Genomic DNA, 565 nt, shown 5'->3' on the forward strand with positions numbered 1-565 from the left:
TGTCTACACCCTCTTAGGGGTGAATCTGGTTCGGGTGGATCGCAGGGAGCGCATCGGTCTGCTGGGTGACACCACTACGCAGCACAAACTGACGCTGGGCAATGATCTGACGTTCGGTAACTGGGCACTGCATTCCAACCTGGTTCGCTATGGCGAGTTCACCAGCTACCAGGCCGACAAGGTCAACGATCAGACCTTCAGCGCGGCGTGGCTGCTGGACCTCGCAGTAGACTACACACTCAAGAACTGGGTCTTCACCCTGGGCGGCGACAACATCACCGACAAATACCCCGAGAAACTCAACGACTTCTCGTCCAGTGGCGGCAACCTGGCTTACAGCACGTTCTCGCCTTACGGGTATAGCGGGGCGTTTTACTACGGCAAGGTGACGTACAACTGGTAATTTGACTTGCCGCTGATTGTCGTCCCAATGCTTCGCGTTGGCATACAGCTCGTGACGCTTCGCGTCATATCTGTGCTGCAACACAACGGCATGTCTTGCCCGTAGTCACTGCACATAAATGAAAGCGATTTTTTGTCGCGACGGCACTGACGACGCAGAGTG

General features: G+C 55.6%; 1 pseudogene. It reads left to right on the forward strand.

From position 1 onward, the window contains the following. Positions 1-403, forward strand: a pseudogene (locus ALO64_RS22625) (TonB-dependent receptor); the annotation flags it as partial. Positions 404-565: the final 162 nt, after the last annotated feature.

Origin of the sequence: Pseudomonas meliae (assembly GCF_001400515.1) — a bacterium.
Taxonomy (GTDB): domain Bacteria; phylum Pseudomonadota; class Gammaproteobacteria; order Pseudomonadales; family Pseudomonadaceae; genus Aquipseudomonas; species Aquipseudomonas amygdali.